Origin of the sequence: Streptomyces sp. NBC_01283 (assembly GCF_041435335.1) — a bacterium.
In the GTDB taxonomy this organism is placed as follows: domain Bacteria; phylum Actinomycetota; class Actinomycetes; order Streptomycetales; family Streptomycetaceae; genus Streptomyces.
This window is the reverse complement of the sequence record NZ_CP108430.1, coordinates 2,657,160-2,674,123: the sequence shown is the minus strand read 5'-3', so window position 1 is coordinate 2,674,123 and position 16,964 is coordinate 2,657,160. Positions and strand designations below refer to the sequence as shown.

Sequence of the window (16,964 nt, the reverse complement as noted above, 5' to 3'; positions counted from 1 at the left end):
CACCTGAGTGGCGGTACCTGTGCCTGGGTCGAGCCGCCGTACGACCTCCGACTTCCCGTAGCGCGGACAGCGCAGAAGAGGCCACCTCATGCCCCTGCCCGCCCCGTCTCCTGGCTCCGGCGTCTCTGGTGTCTCCGGTGTCTCCGGTGTCTCCGGCAGAGAGGGGGCCCGGAGGCCCGCGCCGCGATCTCCGCTTCCTCCTGGCGGACCCGCGCAGGCTCCCGCGCTGCGTCGCCTCGCTCAGCTGCCGCCCGCGCACGCCACACTGATCTGTGTCGCCATGCCCGCTCTTGCGATCTCCACGGACCAGGGGCAGTTGACCGGCCGGGGACTCGAGGGGTTCTACCGCGCGGGGCGCAGGCTGCTGTCCCGCTGCCAGCTACGCGTGGCGGGGCGCGAGCCGATCGCCGTGCAGGCGCGGATGCTCTCGGCCGACTGCGCTCGCTTCGTGGCGACGCTGCGGCCCTCCGCGGACGGTGGCCCGGATCCGGACGTGATCGTCGAGCGGACCCGGTACGCGGACGGCACGGAGCGGATCATCCTGCGCAGTGCCGCCGGCCGGCACCTGCGGCTCCCCGTGGAGGTGTCGCTCGGCACGGACCTGGCAGAGCTCGGAGCGGTCGCTTCCGGCAATACAGGTCCCGAACTGCCCGCCAGTGTGCACGACTCCGGGATGCGCTGGTCCTCGCCGCCGGGCACCTGTGTGGTCAGCGCACACCCGGGGCCCGCGGACGCGCTGGCCTCCGCGGGGCTGCTGCGCTGGGAGGTGGAGCTGCCGCCGGGCGGCACCTGGAGCCTGGAGCTCCGGGTACGGCCGGAGGGCGCGGGCCCGGTGCGGGCGGTCGGGCACGGGGCTTCGCGCTCCCTCGCCACGGCGCGGGCCGCGGGCGACGACCCCAGGGCCCGGACCCTGCTGGACCGATCCGTGGAGGATCTCCAGGCGTTGCTGCTGCGGGACCCCGAGCACCCGACCGACGTCCACCTGGCGGCGGGGGCGCCATGGCGCTGCGGCCTCGCGCCGGCCGAGGCGCTCGCGGCCGCCCGCATGGCCTTGCCGCTCGGCACCCGGATCGCCGCGGGGACGCTGCGTATGCTCGCCCGCCGTCAACTCGTGGGCAAGGGGCCCAGGGCGGGCATGATCCCCGGGCCGCTGCGGAACGCGGGGCCGCATCTGCCGCCCGGGTGCACGGGAGTCGAGGCGTCGCTGCTCTTTCCGGTGCTGTTGGCGGAGGCATGGCGTTGGGGGCTGTCGGCTCAGGAGACGGAGGAGTTGCTGCCTGCGGCCGAGCGTTGCCTGCGGTGGCTGCTTGCCGCGGCGGACGGAGGGCCCCTGCCGGACCCGTATCCGGGTGGGCCCGCGCGCTGCGAGACCCAGGCCCATGCCCACCGGGCCGCGCTGCTCGGCGCCGACCTGCTCGACGCGCACGGCCGTCCGGGAGGTGCGGACCTGCGGCACTGGGCGGAGCGGCTGCGGGGCGCGTTCCGGGAGGACTTCTGGGTGGAGGACCGGACGGGTGGGCGGCCGGCCGCGGCCTGCCTGGCCGACGGCCGTCCCGTGTCCCACCTCACCGGTGGAGCCGCGCACCTCCTCGACACGGGGTTGCTCGGGTCGGGCGTACTCGCGCCGGGACTGCTGGACAAGGTGCGGACCGAGCAGCTCGCCCGGCTCCTGGGCGGGCCCGACATGGACTCGGGATGGGGGCTGCGGAGCCTGGGCGCCAAGGAAGCCGCGTACAACCCTTACGGCCATCGTGGCGGGGCGGTGCGTGTCCATGAGACGGCGGTCGCCGTCGCGGGTCTGGCCGCCGCGGGCTACGAGAAGGAGGCGAGCGCGCTGCTGCGAGGGGTGCTGGCGGCGGCCGAGGCGTTCGACTGCCGGCTGCCTGAGATGTACGCGGGGGAGCAGCGCACGGAGGGCAGTGCTCCGTTGCCGCATCCCGCTTCCTGCCGCCCGGCGGCCACCGCCGCGGCTGCCGGGGTGCTGCTGCTCACGGCGCTCGCCGGGATCCGGCCCGACGCCCCGTCGGGCACGGTGACGTTGCGTCCCGTTCGCAGCGCGCCCCTGGGGGAGCTTGGGCTGACGGCGCTGCGCGTCGCGGGCGCCCCGTTCTCCGTGCGCGTCAGCAGGCTCGGCCTCGCCATGGTCGAGGAGGCTGCCGAAGGACTGCAGCTGGGGGTGTGACTGCGGAGGGAGGACCTGTGGGGAGGGCAGCACACCTGCGGCGGGTGTGGCTCAAATCCGACGCGGGGCACGGCGAATCCGACCGGGATCGGATGCCTGAGGAGCTGTTTATCGTCAGGCAGACGACTATGATCGCGGCATGTCGCCCTACGACCCGTCGGCCTTCCCGCCCTTTGCTGTCACTGTCGATCTGGTCGTGCTGACCGTGCGTCGCCATGCGCTCTGCGCGCTTGCGGTACGCCGGGGCGAGTCGCCGTTCCAAGGTCGTTGGGCGCTCCCCGGCGGTTTCGTGCGGGACGACGAGGACTTGTCGGCGGCCGCCGCGCGGGAGCTGGTCGAGGAGACGGGGCTGTGCGCCCACGATCCGGACTCTCCGGCGCAGGCGAACGGCGCGCACCTGGAGCAGCTCGCCACGTACGGCGATCCCAAGCGGGATCCTCGGATGCGGGTCGTCAGCGTCGCCCATCTCGCGCTCGCTCCCGACCTCCCCGCGCCGCGGGCCGGCGGTGATGCGAACAGTGCCCGCTGGGCGCCGGTCGAGGCACTGCTCAACCAGGGTGGGTACGGCCGTGAGGGCGAGCAGGCGGCGCCGCTCGCCTTCGACCACACGCAGATCCTGGCGGACGGCGTGGAGCGCGCCCGTTCGAAGATCGAGTACTCGTCGCTGGCGACGGCCTTCTGCCCGCCCGAGTTCACCGTCGGTGAGCTGCGACGGGTATACGAAGCCGTGTGGGGCGTCGTGCTCGATCCGCGCAACTTCCACCGCAAGGTGACCGGCACGCCGGGCTTCCTCGTCCCGACCGGCGGTACCACCACCCGCCAGGGCGGTCGCCCCGCCCAGCTCTTCCGCGCGGGCGGCGCGACCCTGCTCAACCCGCCGATGCTGCGCCCCGAGGTCTGAGAGTCGCACTGCGGGTTGCCCTGCTGGTCACCTGACGGTCTGGTGCCGGTCTGGCCGGGTGAGGGACACCCGCGGCCCACACCCTGACCGAAATGCCGGAAATATAGCGTTATCTTGCAGGAGTACCCACGGGGTTCGTCCGTCCCCGACCCGGCGGACGAACTCTGGCCGCCGAGCGGTCGCACATCCCGCGAGAGAAGCGATGATCCAGGCCATCGGACTGACAAGCAATCCCCGCCAGGAGCTGCCGCCCGCCGTCGACGACGTGTCCTTCGAGGCGCGAACAGGCCGTGTCACGGCGCTGCTCGGCGCGCAGGGCGCCGGCAAGACGACGGCGCTGAGGCTCATGCTCGAAATCCAACAGGGCCGAGGAGTCACCTACTTCCGGGGGCGTCCGCTGCACCGGATCACCCATCCGTCGCGCGAGGTGGGCGTCCTGCTGGGCGAGGTTCCGGGGCACCCCGGCCGCACGGTCCGCGGTCAGCTGCGCATGCTGTGCGCGGCCGCTGGCGTGCCCGTCCAGCGCGCCGACGACGTACTCGAGGTCGTCGGTCTCGTCAGCCTCCGAGATCAGCGGCTCGGCACGCTCTCGCGAGGTATGGACCGCCGTCTCGGGCTGGCCTGCGCGCTGCTCGCCGACCCGCACACGCTCGTCCTCGACGGGCCCGCAGACGGGCTCTCGGCCCGGGAGGGCGGCTGGCTGCACGGGATTCTGCGCGCGCACGCCACCCAGGGCGGGACCGTCCTGTTCTCCACGGCCGACCCCAAGGAGGCCGCGCGGATCGCCGACCGCGTCGTCACGCTGGAAGCGGGCCGGCTGGTGGCCGACCAGGAAGCCGGTGACTTCGCCCGCACCCGGCTGCGCCCCCGGGTCGCGGTGCGCAGTCCGCACGCGGCGCGGCTCGGCACGCTGCTGTCCAAGGAGGCCCGTGCCGGGCAACGCTCCATCGAGGTGGTCAAGGAGGACGGCAACCGGCTCTCGGTGTACGGCAGCACCTGTGCCGACATCGGAGAGACCGCCTTCCGTCACGGAATCCTCGTCCACCAACTTGCCGACGAGATCGGGGACGCGGGGCCTGCGGCAGAGGCTGCTGTGCCCGCTCCCGAGCCTGTCGGCGCAGTGCCTCCGGGTGACGCGGACGGGGGCCCGGCAGGAGACGACTCGACGGCCGGAGCCGAGGCCTCCACCCCGGCAGAGGCTGACCCCGTGCCCGCGCCCAAGAACCTCATTCCGCTCGCCACCACGGACCCGGTCACCGTCACGACTCCGATCGCCGCCGCCCAGCCGGTTCCTGCGGTGCCGTCCCCCTTGCCGCCCCCGATCTGCATCCGGCCTGCCCGTGGCCCCCTACGCCCCCTGCGCTACGAGCTGCGCCGCGCCACCGGTGTCGGCACCGGCTACCTCACCATGGCCGCTGTGCTCGCCGTCTCCGCGGTCCTGTGCGTCTTCCTCGCCAGGAGTGGTCACACGCCTCAGGCTCACCTACTGGCCGCCTGGCCCCAGGAACTCCCCTTGCCGCCCGCGGCGCTTGGCGCCGGACTGCTCGGCGCCCTCGCCTTCGGTGAGGAATTCCGTCATCCCGCCCTGGCTGCCGACCGGGGCACCGTCCCCCGCCGCTTGGGGCTGCTCAGCGCCAAGTTGATCGTCGCGGCCGCCACCGCGCTCCTGCTGTGCCTGCTCGTCATTGCCTCCGACGCCGCGCTCCTGCACCTGGTATACGGAGAAGAGGTCACCAGAGTTCCCGCCGACTGGGTCTCGTTGAGCGCGAGTTGGGTCGCCCTGGTTGCGGGATGCGCCTGGGCGGGGGTGCTCGCCGGCGGAGTCTTCCGGTCCACGACCGCCGGTCTCGCCGCGGTTCTCGCGGTGCCGATCCTCGTCGTACCGCTCGTACAAAAGGCCTTGGAGGGACCGTCTGTGCGATCGGCGGCGGGGCTTCCCGGGAGGTTGCGCGACCTCGCACTGGTGCAGTGGCCGTTCGGTGTCGAGCGATATCTGGCCGGCGGAGTCCGGATGGTCGCCCAACCTGTGGGTAGTGCGCTGATGTTGTCGGTGACCGCTCTGCTCTGCGCATATCTGCTCACAGGGATGCGCGGCAGGGCTCGATAACGACCGTCCGTCGCTTCCGTTCCCGTGCTGCGCACAACTCCCCGGAGAACGCCCATTTCTTTCCGATAAGGCGTCAATTGCGGCGGGGTAAGCGATCACCCTTTCGTGTGCTTTTCACCAAAGACCTCAAGGGACTTGGGAGCCACGCCGACAAAGGTTCCGTGAGTACCCTTGCGCACACCATGATGACCGCCGCCCGCTCCGCAGACTCCGGCCTCGCCGGCCCGGGCGAACTCGACCGCTACCCCTACGCCGAGGCCCCGGGTGCCGACCGCGTCGTCGCGCCCTCGTGGGACAGCGCCGACCAGGACCTCGGCCGCGTGGGACGACGCAGCGCCGGCAGCCGCGGCCGTGGCCTGCACGGCCAACTCGTCCAGCAGCTCGGCCAGATGATCGTCTCCGGCGACCTGGGAGCCGACCGTCCGCTGGTCCCCGAGGAGATCGGCCAGCGTTTCGAGGTCTCCCGCACCGTCGTCCGTGAATCGCTGCGTGTTCTCGAGGCCAAGGGCCTGGTCAGTGCCAGGCCGAATGTGGGCACGCGCGTGCGGCCCGTCAGTGACTGGAACCTGCTGGACCCGGACATCATCGAATGGCGCGCGTTCGGGCCGCAGCGTGACGACCAGCGCCGCGAACTCAGCGAGCTGCGCTGGACGATCGAGCCCCTCGCCGCCCGGCTCGCCGCGGGCCACGGCCGCGAGGAGGTGCAGCAGCGGCTCGCCGACATGGTCGAGATCATGGGCCACGCCCTGAGCCAGGGTGACGGGATCACCTTCTCCCGTGCCGACGCGGAGTTCCACTCGCTGCTCATCCAGCTCGCGAGCAACCGCATGCTGGAGCACCTGTCGGGCATCGTCTCGGCCGCGCTCCAGGTCTCGGGCGGCCCGGTCGTCGGCTGCGACCGCCCCACCGAGGCGTCGCTGGTGCACCACTCGCGCATCGTCGATGCCCTCGGGGCGGGCGACGGACCCGGCGCCGAGGCCGCCATGCGCCAGCTGCTCACCGTCCACCCGGAGGTCGAGCGCGTCGTGCCCGCCCCCCGCGAGCACTGACGGCCGGGCCTGCGTCCGTACGGCCGCCTCATGCGTCTCGCGGCCCCACCTCATCACTCCGTTGGCGCGGTGGCGTCGCCGGGACTCTGTGGGTTCCTCGGGGATCCGGCAGAGTCCCGGCGACGCGGTCGTTGCCGTCCGGAGGGCCCTCAGGGCTCGGGTCTGGACACCTCTGACCGTATCTGGCCGCTTTTGAGCGCTTACGGGGTGTGACTCGGGCCACGTAGATTGGGCGTAACGCTCGTCGGGGCAGCGCGATGACCTAAGAGGTGATAGCCGAGGAGGGAATGCAGCGGTCGTTCGCGACGCTGTACAGCTCCCCGGCCCCGCCTGCGCCGTCGGCCCATCCCCAGTCGTCGGTCGTCGGTCCTGGTCCACAATGGACGGGGCCGGAAGCCGTTTTCCAACGTTCCGAGAGGTTGTTCGTGTCGGCCAGCACATCCCGTACGCTCCCGCCGGAGATCGCCGAATCCGTCTCTGTCATGGCGCTCATCGAGCGGGGAAAGGCTGATGGGCAGATCGCCGGCGATGACGTGCGTCGTGCCTTCGAAGCTGACCAGATTCCGGCCACTCAGTGGAAGAACGTTCTGCGCAGCCTCAACCAGATCCTCGAGGAAGAGGGTGTGACGCTGATGGTCAGTGCCGCGGAGCCGAAACGCCCCCGCAAGAGCGTCGCAGCGAAGAGCCCGGCCAAGCGCACCGCGACCAAGACTGTCGCGGCCAAGACGGTCACGGCTAAGCAGGCCACCGCGACCGCCGCCCCCGAGGCGTCGGCCGTAGACGTCGCAGCTGAGGACGCGCCCGCGAAGAAGGTCGCAGCCAAGAAGACGACGGCCAAGAAGGCCGTCGCCAAGAAGACCGTCGCCAAGAAGGCGACGGCCAAGAAGAGTGCGTCCAAGCAGGACGACGAGATCCTGGACGACGAAGCCACCGAGGAGACGCCCGCCAAGGGCAAGCCCGGTGAGGGCGAGCCCGAGGAAGAGGGCGCAAAGGGCTTCGTACTGTCCGACGAGGACGAGGACGACGCGCCGGCCCAGCAGGTCGCCGCGGCCGGTGCCACCGCCGACCCCGTCAAGGACTACCTGAAGCAGATCGGCAAGGTCCCGCTGCTCAACGCCGAGCAGGAGGTCGAGCTCGCCAAGCGCATCGAGGCCGGCCTGTTCGCCGAGGACAAGCTGGCGAACGCCGACAAGCTCGCCCCCAAGCTCAAGCGCGAGCTGGAGATCATTGCCGAGGACGGGCGCCGCGCCAAGAACCACCTCCTGGAGGCCAACCTCCGCCTGGTGGTCTCCCTGGCCAAGCGCTACACCGGCCGCGGCATGCTCTTCCTGGACCTCATCCAGGAGGGCAACCTCGGTCTGATCCGCGCGGTCGAGAAGTTCGACTACACCAAGGGCTACAAGTTCTCCACGTACGCCACCTGGTGGATCCGGCAGGCGATCACTCGCGCCATGGCCGACCAGGCCCGCACCATCCGTATCCCGGTGCACATGGTCGAGGTCATCAACAAGCTCGCGCGCGTGCAGCGCCAGATGCTCCAGGACCTGGGCCGTGAGCCCACCCCGGAGGAGCTGGCCAAGGAACTCGACATGACCCCGGAGAAGGTCATCGAGGTCCAGAAGTACGGCCGTGAGCCGATCTCCCTCCACACCCCCCTGGGTGAGGACGGCGACAGCGAGTTCGGTGACCTCATCGAGGACTCCGAGGCGGTCGTTCCGGCCGACGCGGTCAGCTTCACGCTCCTCCAGGAGCAGCTGCACTCCGTGCTCGACACCCTGTCCGAGCGTGAGGCGGGCGTGGTCTCCATGCGCTTCGGTCTCACGGACGGCCAGCCGAAGACCCTCGACGAGATCGGCAAGGTCTACGGGGTGACGCGTGAGCGCATCCGCCAGATCGAGTCGAAGACGATGTCGAAGCTGCGTCACCCGTCGCGTTCGCAGGTCCTGCGCGACTACCTCGACTAGTCACCAGCGCTCCACAAGGAAGACCCGAGGCCTCATGCGAGGCCTCGGGTCTTCTGTTTGTCCGATGTGTGTCCGCCCTGACGCGGACGCGCGTGGCGCGGGTGCGGGGTGTGACGTGCTGGATCACTGTGGGTGTTTCACGAGAACCCAGAGTGAGGAGATCGCATGCCTCGTCCTTTCGCTCGCACCTTCACGGCGGCGTTGGCCCTTGTCGCCCCCACGGTGGCGCTGCCGCTGGCCTCTCCGGCCCCCGCGGCGGCCGACAGCATCGTCATCGGGGGCAGTCAGGTCCGGGTGGCCGACAGTCCCTGGGTGGTGGCGCTCTCCAGCCGTGACCGGTTCGGGGGTACGCGTTCGGGTCAGTTCTGCGGAGGAGTGGTGGTCGGCCGCTCGACGGTCCTCACCGCGGCGCACTGCATGGGAGAGGAAGTCCTGGGAGTACGGCTGAGCGAGATGAGTGACCTGAAGGTGATCGTCGGCCGGGACGACCTGGGTACGTCGCAGGGCCGGGAGATCTCGGTGCGCCGGGCGGAGGTCAATCCGGAGTACGACAGCTTCTCGAACTCGGGCGACGTCGCCGTGCTGTCGCTGGCGAGCCCGCTTCCACAGGGCCACGTGCTCCCCATGGCCGGTGCGGGCGACCAGGCGTACGAACCCGGGACGCAGGCCTCGGTCTACGGGTGGGGTGACACGACGGGGTCGGGTGATTACGCGCGGACGTTGCACGCCGCGCAGGTGCGCGTACTGCCCGACGCGACGTGCGAGAAGGCCTACCCGGGCAATTCTGACGGAACGTACGCGGCCGCATCCATGCTGTGCGCGGGGGAACTTCAGGGCGGGCGCGATGCCTGTCAGGGGGACAGCGGTGGTCCGCTCATCGCCCGTGGGCGGCTGATCGGCCTGGTGTCGTGGGGGAGCGGCTGCGGGCGGGCCGGGAGTCCCGGGGTCTACACGCGGATCTCGGGTGTCGCGCAGGACATGCCTCTGCGCGGCTGAAAACACGGGAGTTGTCCGTGAGGGGGGAGGGGGGCGCCGCCAGGGGCCGCCGAGGAGGCGCCTGGGTGCCCGTCTAACGCGAGCGGGCGGCCGTCCCTGGGGTTGGCAGGGACGGCCGCCCGTTCACCGGCCTGGCGTGCGCCGGATGGCTCGTCGTGGGTGCGAGGTGTCAGCGATCCTCGTCAGTGGTCTCCGGGACGGCTGTCAGCCGCTCCGTCTCGTCCTGTATCTCAGCGGCGATCTTCTTGAGTTCCGGCTCGAACTTGCGACCGTGGTGGGCGCAGAAGAGCAGTTCACCGCCGCTCAACAGGACGACGCGCAGGTATGCCTGGGCGCCGCAGCGGTCGCAGCGATCAGCGGCCGTCAGGGGGCTCGCGGGGGTCAGAACAGTAGTCACGTCGCCTCTTCTCTAGCTCGACGAGCTGTCGTACCAGGGTCAACATCCAACCAGGCCGAAAACGTTCCCGCTCGTGGCTTTTCCTCGAAGTTTTTTCCGAGGCGGCTGTCTGCTGCCGGTTGGCGGCGAATGTGCCGTATTACGTCTCTTACGTGTCGTACGGTTTCGCGCTGTCTGTCAGGTCGGTCGTCCGCCGGCTGGGTTGCCGGTTGTTCATGAGGACGTGCCCGGAGCCTAAATGGTTCATGCCTGGAAGGGAACGTGACGTGCGCTTCACTCAATCGAGGGATCGAACAAGCGTGCGGCACTGGACTAGTGTGAGTTGTGACGAGGGTGGCGTTACAACGGCTCTACCAGGCCTCGGTACCCTCTGAGCGGCAACCGAAGCCGGGTCCTTACCCCAAGGGGCCCTTTTGAAATTCAGCGAGGAGCGAACCGCGTGACCGCCGAGACGTCCGTGCCGTCCACAGCATTGCTGACCGGAGCAGACCGGGACGGTTCCAACTACACCGCGCGGCACCTGCTCGTCCTGGAGGGGCTTGAGGCCGTTCGCAAGCGTCCTGGCATGTACATCGGGTCGACGGACAGCCGTGGCCTGCTGCACTGCCTCTGGGAGATCATCGACAACTCCGTCGACGAGGCCTTGGGCGGCTACTGCGACCACATCGAAGTCATCCTCCACGACGACGCCTCCGTAGAGGTCCGGGACAACGGCCGAGGCATCCCGGTGGATGTCGAGCCCAAGACCGGTCTCTCCGGAGTCGAGGTCGTCATGACGAAGCTCCACGCGGGCGGCAAGTTCGGCGGTGGCTCCTACGCTGCCTCCGGCGGCCTGCACGGAGTGGGTGCCTCCGTGGTGAATGCCCTGTCCGCACGCCTCGACGTAGAGGTGGACCGCGCGGGGCACACCCACGCGATCAGCTTCCGTCGCGGTGTCCCCGGCGCCTTCGCCAAGCCCGGCCCCGACGCCGACTTCGACTCGTCGGCCAAGCTGCGCAAGGCCAAGAAGATCCCCAAGACCCGCACCGGCACGCGGGTGCGCTACTGGGCGGACCGCCAGATCTTCCTCAAGGACGCCAAGCTCAACCTGGAGACGCTGCACCAGCGTGCCCGGCAGACCGCGTTCCTGGTGCCGGGCCTGACCATCGTCGTACGCGACGAGTACGGCCTCGGCGACGGCGGCACCAAGGGCGAGGAGTCCTTCCGCTTCGACGGCGGCATCAGCGAGTTCTGTGAGTACCTCGCCCAGGACAAGGCCGTCTGCGACGTCCTGCGCCTCACCGGGCAGGGCAGCTTCAAGGAGACCGTCCCCGTCCTCGACGACCACGGCCAGATGACCCCCACCGAGGTCACCCGTGAGCTCGTCGTGGACGTCGCCATGCGCTGGGGCACGGGCTACGACACGACGCTGCGGTCCTTCGTCAACATCATCGCCACCCCCAAGGGCGGCACCCATGTGTCGGGCTTCGAGCGCTCCCTCACCAAGACGATGAACGAGGTGCTGCGGACCCAGAAGGTGCTCCGCGTCGCCGAGGACGACATCGTCAAGGACGACGCCCTGGAGGGGCTGACCGCGGTCGTCACGGTGCGTCTCGCCGAGCCGCAGTTCGAGGGCCAGACCAAGGAGGTGCTCGGCACCTCCGCGGCCAACCGCATCGTCTCCAACGTCGTCGCCAAGGAGCTCAAGGCGTTCCTGACGTCCACCAAGCGCGACGCCAAGGCTCAGGCGCGCGCCGTGATGGAGAAGGCCGTCGCCGCGGCCCGCACGCGCATCGCGGCCCGGCAGCACAAGGACGCCCAGCGCCGGAAGACGGCCCTGGAGTCCTCCTCGCTGCCCGCGAAGCTCGCCGACTGCCGCAGTGACGACGTGGAGCGCAGCGAGCTTTTCATCGTCGAGGGAGACTCGGCGCTCGGCACCGCCAAGCTGGCGCGGAACTCCGAGTTCCAGGCCCTCCTGCCCATCCGCGGCAAGATTCTCAACGTTCAGAAGGCGTCCGTGACGGACATGCTGAAGAACGCCGAGTGCGGCGCGATCATCCAGGTCATAGGGGCTGGTTCCGGCCGGACCTTCGACATCGACGCGGCGCGCTACGGGAAGATCATTCTTCTTGTCGACGCCGACGTCGACGGCGCTCACATCCGGATCCTGCTGCTCACCCTCTTCCAGCGCTACATGCGTCCGATGGTGGAGGCGGGCCGGGTCTTCGCGGCCGTGCCGCCCCTGCACCGGATCGAGCTGGTGCAGCCGAAGAAGGGCCAGGACAAGTACGTCTACACGTACTCGGACAACGAGCTGCGCGAGACGCTCCTGGAGTACCAGCGCAAGGGGATCCGCTTCAAGGACTCCATCCAGCGCTACAAGGGCCTCGGCGAGATGGACGCGGACCAGCTGGCGGAGACCACCATGGACCCCCGCTACCGCACGCTGCGGCGGGTCAACATCGGCGACCTGGACGCTGCCGAGCAGGTCTTCGATCTGCTGATGGGCAACGACGTCGCGCCCCGCAAGGAATTCATCACGAGCTCGGCGGCGACGCTGGACCGTTCGCGCATCGACGCGTAGCGCTCCCGCGAGGCTGGTGTGTTCCGCTCGCGCGAAACGCACTCCACCCGTGGGTGGAGCCCTTGGCTCCACCCACGTTCCACCCCTGCTCCGATGCCCTGACCAGGTCTTTTCCGTAGCGTCGAAGGTGTCGATCCCCATCGGATCGGCTCCGCTCTTCCTCGCCCCACGGAGGCCGTCATGTCTGGGCTCACCAATGGTCTGGTGGTCTGCGCAGTAGTCGCGCTCGTCATCGTGCGCCAGTTCAAGGCGCAGCAGATCACCGCGGACAGGCGCTGGTGGGTCATACCCGCCGTGCTGGTCTTCATGGCCGTGCGCGAGCCCGACGTGCTGGACCCCCACCACCGGACGGCGGCTGTCGTTCTGCTCGCCGCGGAGCTTCTCGTCGGTCTGGCCATCGGCTTCGGCTGGGCGCGGACCACGCACGTATGGACAGCGCCTGACGGTGCCGTGTGGGGCAAGGGGACCAAGGCCACCGCCATCGTCTGGGGCGCCGGTATCGCGCTGCGGCTCGGCCTGTTCGGCGTCGGCGCGCTGCTAGGGGTGCGGCAGGGCAGTGCCGCGCTGATGCTGGCGCTCGCGGCCACCCTCTTGGTGCGCAGCGGCATGCTGGCGCAGCGGGCCGGCCTGCTCCGCCCGGCGTACGGTGTTGCGGACGCGGCGTACGAGCCGATGCGGAAGGACCCCGTGTGATCTCGGACCGGTGGATGAGATGGCCCTCCCGGGAAGGGCTCACCCGGGAGGGGCAGAGCGTCGCCCGACTGTGGTTCGTCAGGGTCCTGCGGGTGGCGATCGGCGGCAGCCTGCTGTGGAACGCGTTCCATCACGACAGGGGCTGGCGCCTGGCGGCCGGGGTCGGTCTGGTCGTGCTGTGCGGCGGGCTCGTCTGGGCGTTCCTCCGTACGTCCTTCGACCATCGGCTGTGGCCTTCGGTCACTCTGCTGGCCCTCCTGGTGGGGTCGGGGTACGCCGCGCAGCTGGGCGGCTGGAGTGTGCTGGCTCTCGTCCTCTGGTGCGGCGCCGCCTTCCTGGCCCTGGAGCGACTGCCCCTTGTGGTGGCCGCGGGCTGCATGCCTTTGGCGCTGGCCGCGTTCGCGACACATAACGACGACAGCTGGCTCGTCACGGCCCTCATCGTCGTCGGCCTCGCGCTGGCCGGATACACGCTGCGGCTCGATGCCGACGCGCGGGGCAACGCCCATCGGTTGCTCGCCCAGGAGCGGGCCGCCCGCACCGCGGAGGCCGAGACGGCCGCCCTGGCGGAGCGGGCGCGCATCGCCAGGGAGATCCATGACGTGCTCGCGCACAGCCTTTCCGCGCAGCTCGTCCACTTGGAGGCGGCACGTCTGCTGATCGAAGGTGACGCGACGCGCGAGCAGATACTCGACCGGGTGGTGGCGGCGCGCTCCATGGCCCGAGAAGGGCTCGCGGAGACCCGGCAGGCGCTCTCCGCGCTGCGCGGCGAGATGACGCCCGTCGAGGACTTCCTGCGTGAGCTGGTCGTCTCGGACAGGGCTTCGGTGTCCGTGACGGGCTCGCGGCGGGCTCTGCCCGCAGAGGCGTCTCAGGCGGTGCGCCGGGTCGCGCAGGAGGCCCTGACGAATGTCCGCAAACACGCTCCGGGCGCCAAGGTGTTCGTGCGTCTCGCGTACGAAGAGGGGGAAGTGACGCTGGACATACGGGACTCCGGCGGACCGCCGGGCGAACTGGCGGCGTCCGGGGCCGGGTACGGTCTGATCGGCATGCGGGAGCGGGCGGAGCTGCTGGGCGGCTCACTGACGGCCGGGCCTGGCGAGGAGGGGTTCATCGTGACGCTGAAGGTGCCCACATGACGGGGGAGGGCGGCGCCAAGGCGCCGGCGCGGGTGGTCGTGGTCGACGACCAGACGGTGGTGCGCGAGGGCATCGTGATGCTGCTGGGGCTGTTGCCCGGTATCGAGGTCGTGGGCTCCGGGGGCGACGGCGAGGAGGCCGTGCGGCTCGTCGCGGAACTCGCCCCGGATGTCGTCCTGATGGACCTGCGCATGCCGCGGGTGGACGGTGCGGAGGCCACCCGCCGGATCCGCGCCGAGTACCCAGGGACGCAGGTCGTCGTGCTGACCACGTTCGCGGACGACGACTCGCTCTTCCCCGCGCTGAGAGCCGGTGCGCGCGGCTATCTCACCAAGGACGCCGGTGGGGACGAGATCGTGCGCGCCGTCGAGGACGTGCTCTCGGGCGACGCGGGCCTCTCGCCCCGGATCCAGCGGCGGTTGCTGGAGCGGCTGTCGGAGCCCGAGCAGCCCGCACCCGCACCGGAGCCGCCCGACGGCCTCACCACGCGCGAGACCGAAGTGCTGGTCCTGATCGCCGAAGGGATGACGAACCAGGAGATCGCCCGCGCGATGCAGGTCTCCACCGCGACGGTGAAGACACACATCAACAATCTCTTCGCCAAGACGGGCCTCAAGGACCGTGCGCAGGCGGTCCGTTACGCCTATGGCCACGGGCTCGCCAAGCCGCCGACGGTCAGGCCCGGCTGAGTGGGGTCTTCGATGCGGCCCTTCACCTGATGGGGTGAAGAGCAGAGAGAGAAGAGTCAGGGATCTTCCCGATCTGTCCATCCTTGGGCACGCGGCCGAACAAGGCTGCGGACAAGGAGAGTTCGGTGGAGAAGCACGACGGGCGCGATGCGGGGCAGGCGCGGACCGGTGATCCGAGGGATCCCTGGTACGACGCGCTTGCGTCCGGCTGGGGCGAGTTGGACGGCACGGGTGCGCCGGCGCCCGTGGCGCCGCCCCGAGCCGCGCCGGAGCGGCTCGCGACCGCGGCCGACATCTATCTGGAGGTCCAGCGCAGTGCTGCCTTCCAGGAGGTGCGCGGCCGGTACCGGCGGTTCGTCGTCCCCGGGGTGGCGCTCTTCTTCACCTGGTACGTCGCGTATGTGGTGACGGCGACGACGGCACCGGGGCTGATGGCGCGGCCCGTCGCCGGAGCCGTGAACGTCGCCATGCTCGCCGGGCTCGGACAGTTCCTCACGACTTTCCTGCTGACCTGGGCGTATGCCCGGCACGCCCGACTCAGGAGGGATCACGCGGCGCTCGATCTGCGGTGGGCCGTGTTCGAGCAGAAGCGCGAACAGGACCAGAGAAGGGTCCTCGCGCAACGGGAACACGACCGGCGGGGCGAGCAGGAGCCTGCCCGGGGGAGTGAGCGATGACCGCGGACCACCAGACGCTCGCACTGCTGCTCTTCGGCGTGTTCGTGGCCGTCACGCTCGCCATCACGACATGGGTGAGCCGGAACCGACACGGCTCGGCGGAGGAGTTCTATGCCGGCGGGCGGCTCTTCTCGCCCATGGAGAATGGATTCGCCATCGCGGGCGACTACATGTCGGCCGCCTCCTTCCTCGGCATCTCCGGACTGATCGCGCTCTTCGGGTACGACGGGCTGCTCTACTCGGTGGGCTTCCTCGTCGCCTGGCTGGTCGTGCTGTTCCTGGTGGCCGAACTGGTGCGCAACTGCGGCCGGTTCACGCTCGCCGATGTCGTCGCCTCCCGGATGAGGGAGCGGCCCGTGCGTATCGCGGCGGGAACTTCCTCCGTGACCGTGTCCGTTCTCTATCTGGTGGCGCAGATGGTGGGGGCGGGCTCACTGGTGGCGCTGTTGCTCGGCGGGACGAGCGGGGCGGCGCAGGCCTGGACGGTCATCGGCGTCGGCGCGCTCATGGTCATCTATGTGTCGTTGGGAGGGATGCGAGCCACCACCTGGATCCAGATCGTCAAGGCGGTCCTGCTGATGTGCGGTGCGATCGCGCTGACCGTGCTCGTGCTGGTGCGTTTCCACGGCGACTTCGACCACTTGCTGCGGACCGCGGCCGACCGCAGCGGACACGGCAGCAAGTTCCTCGCGCCCGGACTGAAGTACGGCGGTGACTGGACCTCGCGCCTGGACTTCATCAGCCTCGGGCTCGCGCTCGTCCTCGGCACGGCCGGGCTGCCGCACATCCTCTCCCGCTTCTACACGGTGCCGACCGCGCGGGCCGCCCGCCGCTCCGTCGTCTGGTCCATCGGTCTCATCGGCAGCTTCTACCTGATGACGATCGTGCTCGGCTTCGGCGCCGCCGCGATCGTGGGCTCCGACGCCGTACGGGGATCGAATGCCGCGGGGAACACGGCAGTTCCCCTGCTCGCGCTCGATCTGGGCGGCGGCGCGGACTCCACAGGCGGAACGGTTCTTTTTGCGGTCGTCGCCGCGATCGCCTTCGCCACGATCCTCGCCGTCGTCGCCGGGATCACGCTCGCCTCCTCGGCGTCCGTGGCCCACGACCTGTACGCGTCGCTGCGGCGCAAGCACGCGAAGCCGCGCAGCGAGGTGGCGGTGGCACGCCTCGCGGCTGCCGGGATCGGTGTGGTCGCGATCGGCCTGGGGCTGCTCGCCCGCGATCTCAACGTGGCGTTCCTGGTGGGTCTCGCCTTCGCGGTGGCCGCGTCCGCGAATCTGCCCGTGCTGCTCTACTCGCTGTTCTGGCGGAACTTCACCACGCGGGGCGCGGTCTGGTCCGTCTACGGCGGCCTGGTGCCCTCCCTGGCGCTCGTCGTGCTGTCACCCGTCGTCTCCGGAGGGCCGAGCTCCCTGTTCCCCGGGGTGGACTTCCAGTACTTCCCGCTGGAGAACCCGGGGCTCGTCTCCATCCCGCTGGGCTTCCTCGCCGGATGGCTGGGCACGGTCACCTCGGCGGAGCCCGCCGACGAGGCCAAGCACGCGGAGACCGAGGTGCGGTCGCTCACCGGGGCGGGAGCGGTGTGAGGGCCGCGGTGTGCAAGC

At 70.3% G+C, this 16,964-nt stretch carries 13 protein-coding genes; 12 read left to right on the top strand and 1 reads right to left on the bottom strand.

The genetic code is table 11. The annotated features are described in order from the left end of the window. The first annotated feature begins 280 nt into the window (after positions 1 to 280). The 6 genes from OG302_RS12055 (at position 281) to OG302_RS12030 (ending at position 9,199) form a co-directional block, all read left to right on the top strand. Positions 281 to 2,182, top strand: a complete 1,902-nt coding sequence (locus OG302_RS12055) for a glycogen debranching N-terminal domain-containing protein (RefSeq protein ID WP_371526795.1) — start codon at positions 281 to 283, stop codon at positions 2,180 to 2,182. Between the two features lie 139 nt (positions 2,183 to 2,321). Further along, positions 2,322 to 3,083, top strand: a complete 762-nt coding sequence (locus OG302_RS12050; protein ID WP_361843067.1) for an NUDIX domain-containing protein — start codon at positions 2,322 to 2,324, stop codon at positions 3,081 to 3,083. A 202-nt stretch (positions 3,084 to 3,285) separates the two neighbouring features. Next, positions 3,286 to 5,190: an ATP-binding cassette domain-containing protein gene (locus OG302_RS12045; RefSeq protein WP_371526794.1), complete on the top strand. Its 1,905-nt coding sequence runs from the start codon at positions 3,286 to 3,288 to the stop codon at positions 5,188 to 5,190. 161 nt (positions 5,191 to 5,351) lie between these two features. Then, entirely contained in the window at positions 5,352 to 6,239 is an 888-nt protein-coding gene (locus tag OG302_RS12040; protein WP_361843063.1) for a FadR/GntR family transcriptional regulator, read from the top strand. A 419-nt stretch (positions 6,240 to 6,658) separates the two neighbouring features. Continuing rightward, positions 6,659 to 8,203 carry an RNA polymerase sigma factor gene (locus OG302_RS12035; RefSeq protein WP_361843060.1) on the top strand — a complete coding sequence of 515 codons (1,545 nt, stop codon included), beginning with the start codon at positions 6,659 to 6,661 and terminating at the stop codon, positions 8,201 to 8,203. A 165-nt stretch (positions 8,204 to 8,368) separates the two neighbouring features. Further along, positions 8,369 to 9,199, top strand: a complete 831-nt coding sequence (locus OG302_RS12030; RefSeq protein ID WP_371526793.1) for a trypsin-like serine protease — start codon at positions 8,369 to 8,371, stop codon at positions 9,197 to 9,199. Positions 9,200 to 9,368: 169 nt separating this feature from the next. Here OG302_RS12030 and OG302_RS12025 read toward each other — a convergent pair whose 3' ends face one another. Next, entirely contained in the window at positions 9,369 to 9,596 is a 228-nt protein-coding gene (locus OG302_RS12025) for a hypothetical protein (protein ID WP_351173659.1), read from the bottom strand. 439 nt (positions 9,597 to 10,035) lie between these two features. Here OG302_RS12025 and OG302_RS12020 point away from each other — a divergent pair, with 439 nt between their 5' ends. From OG302_RS12020 to OG302_RS11995, 6 genes are all read left to right on the top strand, one after another. Continuing rightward, on the top strand, positions 10,036 to 12,159 hold the full coding sequence (locus OG302_RS12020) for a type IIA DNA topoisomerase subunit B (RefSeq protein WP_371526792.1): 2,124 nt from the start codon (positions 10,036 to 10,038) through the stop codon (positions 12,157 to 12,159). Positions 12,160 to 12,339: 180 nt separating this feature from the next. Further along, entirely contained in the window at positions 12,340 to 12,852 is a 513-nt protein-coding gene (locus OG302_RS12015) for a DUF1453 domain-containing protein (protein ID WP_371526791.1), read from the top strand. Next, on the top strand, positions 12,849 to 13,991 hold the full coding sequence (locus OG302_RS12010) for a sensor histidine kinase (RefSeq protein WP_371526790.1): 1,143 nt from the start codon (positions 12,849 to 12,851) through the stop codon (positions 13,989 to 13,991). Before OG302_RS12015 ends, OG302_RS12010 begins: the two co-directional genes overlap by 4 nt. Beyond that, positions 13,988 to 14,680, top strand: coding sequence for a response regulator (locus tag OG302_RS12005; RefSeq protein ID WP_371526789.1), 693 nt, complete (start codon positions 13,988 to 13,990; stop codon positions 14,678 to 14,680). The genes OG302_RS12010 and OG302_RS12005 overlap by 4 nt, the downstream gene beginning before the upstream one ends. 125 nt (positions 14,681 to 14,805) lie before the next feature. Next, positions 14,806 to 15,357, top strand: a complete 552-nt coding sequence (locus OG302_RS12000; RefSeq protein ID WP_371526788.1) for a DUF485 domain-containing protein — start codon at positions 14,806 to 14,808, stop codon at positions 15,355 to 15,357. Beyond that, positions 15,354 to 16,946 (top strand): cation acetate symporter, encoded by a 1,593-nt coding sequence (locus OG302_RS11995; RefSeq protein WP_371526787.1) that lies wholly within the window; start codon positions 15,354 to 15,356, stop codon positions 16,944 to 16,946. The genes OG302_RS12000 and OG302_RS11995 overlap by 4 nt, the downstream gene beginning before the upstream one ends. Positions 16,947 to 16,964 lie beyond the last annotated feature (18 nt).